The following is a 3,387-nucleotide window of genomic DNA, read 5'->3' as shown; positions in this document are numbered from 1 at the left end:
CCCTCGCCGTCGAGACGCTCAAGCTGCGCCGCTCCGTCGTCGCGCGCCTGGCGACCGGCCTCCTCGCGGTCCTGGTGCCACTCGGGTCGGTGGGCATGGTCGCGCTCGCGCGCTCCCCGCAGGCGGTCGGCCCGGCGGCGGCCAAGCTCGCGGACTATGCCACCGGAGACCTCGCCGCGACCCACCTGGCGGTCTGCGCCCAGGTGCTGTCGGTCGCCGTGCTGGCTGCGGGCGGGTTCTGTGTCGCGTGGTCGTTCGGCCGCGAGCTCGAGACCGGAACCGCCGGGGCGCTGTCGGGCCTCGCCGTCTCCCGGGGCATCATCGCTCTGGCGAAGTGCCTGGTCGCCCTGGCCTGGATCGCCGGATGCGTGCTGCTGACCGTCGGCCTGACCCTCGCGGCCTCGGCCGTCGTCACCGCCGTGCAGGGCACGGCCCTCGCCGGGGCCTGGGCCGGGGCACGGACCGCTCTGGTCGCCGGTCTCCTCGGGGGTGGGCTGGCCCTGCCGTTCGCCTGGGTGGCGACGGTGACGCGCAGCCAGCTCGGCACCGTCGGTGCCCTGGTGGGCATGGTCGCGCTCACCCAGATCGTGGTCCTGCTCGGCGGGGGAACATGGTTCCCGTACGCGGCACCGTCGTTGTGGGCGGGAATGGGCGGTGCCGAGGCGGCGTCCGCCGTCGGGTTGCCGCACCTGTTTCTCGCCGCCGCGGTCGGCCCGCTGGCCGTGGCCGCGGTCGTCCTCGCCTGGCGGCGGCTCACGGACGTGTGACGGCCTCGGTACCAAGCCTTGGCGACCGGCAGGGTGCTCTGGGCGTCGGTCCCAAGGAGGTCCGGAAGCTGGCCGAGCACCATGTTGACGGCCACGCCGGTCACGAAGCCGAGCATCACCGAGGAGGAGACGAACCGGATGTACCGGCTCAACCGCAACAGGCCGTGACGATCATCAGCCCGCCCGCCAGCAGGGCGGGTCACCCTGTTCGGGTGACAGCCCGGGCCGCGGCGGTGCCTAGCGTCCGCTGCAACGCAAGTCGGAGTCGTCACGGTGGAGGTGGTCCGGGTGGGTGCCGCGATCGGTCAGTCGTTGCCCGTCGCCGTCGGAGTGCTGGTCAGCCCTCTGCCGATCGTCGCGGTGGTCTTGATGCTCGTCAGCGAGCGAGCCCGTGCCAACGCGCTGGCCTTCGTCGCCGCGTGGTTCCTGGCTGTTCTCGCCGTCGCCGCTGCGGCCGCGCTGCTCGCGAGCGCCGCGACACCTGTCGGCGAACCCGCGGCGTGGCGCGCGTGGGCGAAGATCGGCCTGGGAGTCCTGTTGCTGCTCCTGAGCGTGCGCCAGTGGCGCGGCCGTCCGCGCCGCGGCGTGAGCCCACCGGCTCCGGGGTGGATGGCTGCCATCGAGGGTTTCACGCCCGCCAGGTCCGCCGGGCTCGCCGTACTTCTCGGCGTCGTCAACCCGAAGAACCTGCTTCTGGTCGTGTCCGGTGGTGTCGCCATCGCCGCCGCGGTACCCGGGGACCCGGGCGCGGCGTTCGGTGCTGCCCTTGTGTTCGCCGTCATCGCGAGCATCGGCATCGCCGCACCCGTGGTCGTGTACTTCGCCATGGGCGACCGGGCCGCCCGGGTGCTGGACGACCTGAAGGGCTGGATGATCCAGCACAACGCGCCGATCATGGCGGTGCTGCTGCTGGTCATCGGCGCGAAGATGCTGGGGGACGGCATCTCGGCGCTCTGACGGAGCTTGCCGACCGCGACTTCGTCCACTGGGCGACCAGCCTGCGCGCGATGCCCTTCCAGAAGTACCCGTGCGGCTCGCGCCCGAGTTGCTCGGCCCATGCCGGTCGGTGGGCGTTGTGCGGCGACCTGACGCCGTGGGAAGGGTCGCCGCGCGCTTCCTGGGTGCGCGGCGGCCTGGTTCGGCGCGCGTGCGCCCGCCGAGCATGGGGTAGTCCCAACCGACCGGAAGGAACCCCCATGAACTCCCTGCCCACCGCCGCCGTCTCGGCCCACGTCCAGCGCAGTGCCGTCGACGACCGTCGCACCGCACAACGAACGGAGCCACCCGTGACAACGAGAACGACCGAACGGTTCGCCCTGAGGGGCGCGATCGTCATGAGGACGCCCAGCACGCAGGCGAGAGATGATCTCTACGTGTCGGGAGGCGTCCTGCGGGCCGAGCCCTTCGACGACACGACCGAGGTCATCGAGGCCAGGGGCGCGTACGCGGTCCCGCTCACCGTGGAGAGTGCCGTGGCGCAACGCCCCGTCGAGCAGCGGCACGCCCACGACCTGGTCCCCGGCAACCCCGCCACGTTCGCGCTCGTGCGTCGCGGCGTCGGAGAGTCGCAGATCCGCCGCATGCTCGTGATCCACCCGGCGGACCTGGCCGCCGTGTATGTGTCCGGGCACCTGGAGGCGTTCGACGGCAGACCCACTCGCGCCGCCGGCGCGGACCTGGCCGACCCAGCCCTCCGTGCGGCCTGGGTCGGTACGTGGGTGGACCCGTCCCGTGGCCTGGAGCAGCACCTGTCGGGCGACGGGCGGTACTCGGAGACCCGCAACGGACGCGCGGACGCCTACACGGGACGGTACTGGGTCCGTGACGGCCGGATCACCTACCTGGACGACTCCGGCTTCTGGGCGTTCGGCGAGCTGCTGGACGGCACGCTGCACCACGCGGGGTTCGTCATGAACCGGCGCTGACGGTTGCTTCACGTCACGACGAAACGGCGGTCGCCGGCCTGCTGCGTCGATAGACGGGCCGTGCGGGGCCCAGCGTGAGAGTCGTACCTGGGCGGCGATCAGCGTCGCCTCCACTCGGTTGCGGCCTCCGGGATATCGGCGCTCGAATCCCTCGAACTCAAACGGGGGACTGTGGTACGACCAGGTGACAGGTGGACTGGTTACCCATCCTGATCGACTACCGCTCCGAACCTTCTAGGTCCTGCTCAGGCGGCAGCTTGCCGCCAGCACAAAGGAGGCTCGGTTGTGCGTACGTCAAGGATCGCTCTCTTCGCAACTGAGAGCCCCGCGACGCCTTCGGACGAGCGCTCTCCGGGCGGCGTGGGCTGGGCCATGCTCGCGGGCGTGCTCGCCGGTGGCGCCGGGCTGGCCGTCGCGGAGCTCGTCGCCGCGGTCGTCGCACCCGGTGCCAGCACGCTGTTCGCAGGCGGCGCCGCCGTGGTCGACGCCGTGCCCCCATGGCTCAAGGATGTCGCCGTGGAGTGGTTCGGCACCAACGACAAGGCCGTGCTGCTCGCCACGATGGGTGTGGTGCTGGCCCTGGGGTCGGCGCTCGCGGGCTGGCTGGAGCTGCGCCGCCCGCCGGCGGGCGCGGTCCTGGTCGGCGTCGTCGGCGTGGTCGGGGTCGTGGTCGCGTTGCTGCGCCCGAGCGCGAC

At 72.3% G+C, this 3,387-nt stretch carries 3 protein-coding genes and 2 pseudogenes; 4 read left to right on the top strand and 1 reads right to left on the bottom strand.

Annotated features, from left to right (window positions below; all coding sequences use genetic code 11):
* On the top strand, positions 1-767 hold a 767-nt coding region (locus PROKR_RS13710; protein ID WP_051432973.1), incomplete at its 5' end, for an ABC transporter permease.
* Between the two features lie 53 nt (positions 768-820).
* Here PROKR_RS13710 and PROKR_RS37850 read toward each other — a convergent pair.
* A pseudogene (locus PROKR_RS37850) lies at positions 821-970 on the bottom strand (SulP family inorganic anion transporter); the annotation flags it as partial.
* Between the two features lie 85 nt (positions 971-1,055).
* Between PROKR_RS37850 and PROKR_RS13705 the strand changes: the two are divergent.
* The 3 genes and pseudogenes from PROKR_RS13705 to PROKR_RS34895 all read left to right on the top strand — a co-directional run.
* Positions 1,056-1,724, top strand: a complete 669-nt coding sequence (locus PROKR_RS13705) for a GAP family protein (protein ID WP_036964172.1) — start codon at positions 1,056-1,058, stop codon at positions 1,722-1,724.
* Positions 1,725-2,053: 329 nt separating this feature from the next.
* Positions 2,054-2,692 carry an Atu4866 domain-containing protein gene (locus PROKR_RS32740; protein WP_211240133.1) on the top strand — a complete coding sequence of 213 codons (639 nt, stop codon included), beginning with the start codon at positions 2,054-2,056 and terminating at the stop codon, positions 2,690-2,692.
* A gap of 285 nt (positions 2,693-2,977) precedes the next feature.
* Positions 2,978-3,387, top strand: a pseudogene (locus PROKR_RS34895) (molybdopterin-dependent oxidoreductase); the annotation flags it as partial.

It is taken from the genome of Promicromonospora kroppenstedtii DSM 19349, from assembly GCF_000515355.1.
Taxonomy (GTDB): domain Bacteria; phylum Actinomycetota; class Actinomycetes; order Actinomycetales; family Cellulomonadaceae; genus Promicromonospora; species Promicromonospora kroppenstedtii.
Note: the sequence above shows the minus strand (reverse complement) of the source record. Positions and strands in the feature narration are given on the sequence as shown.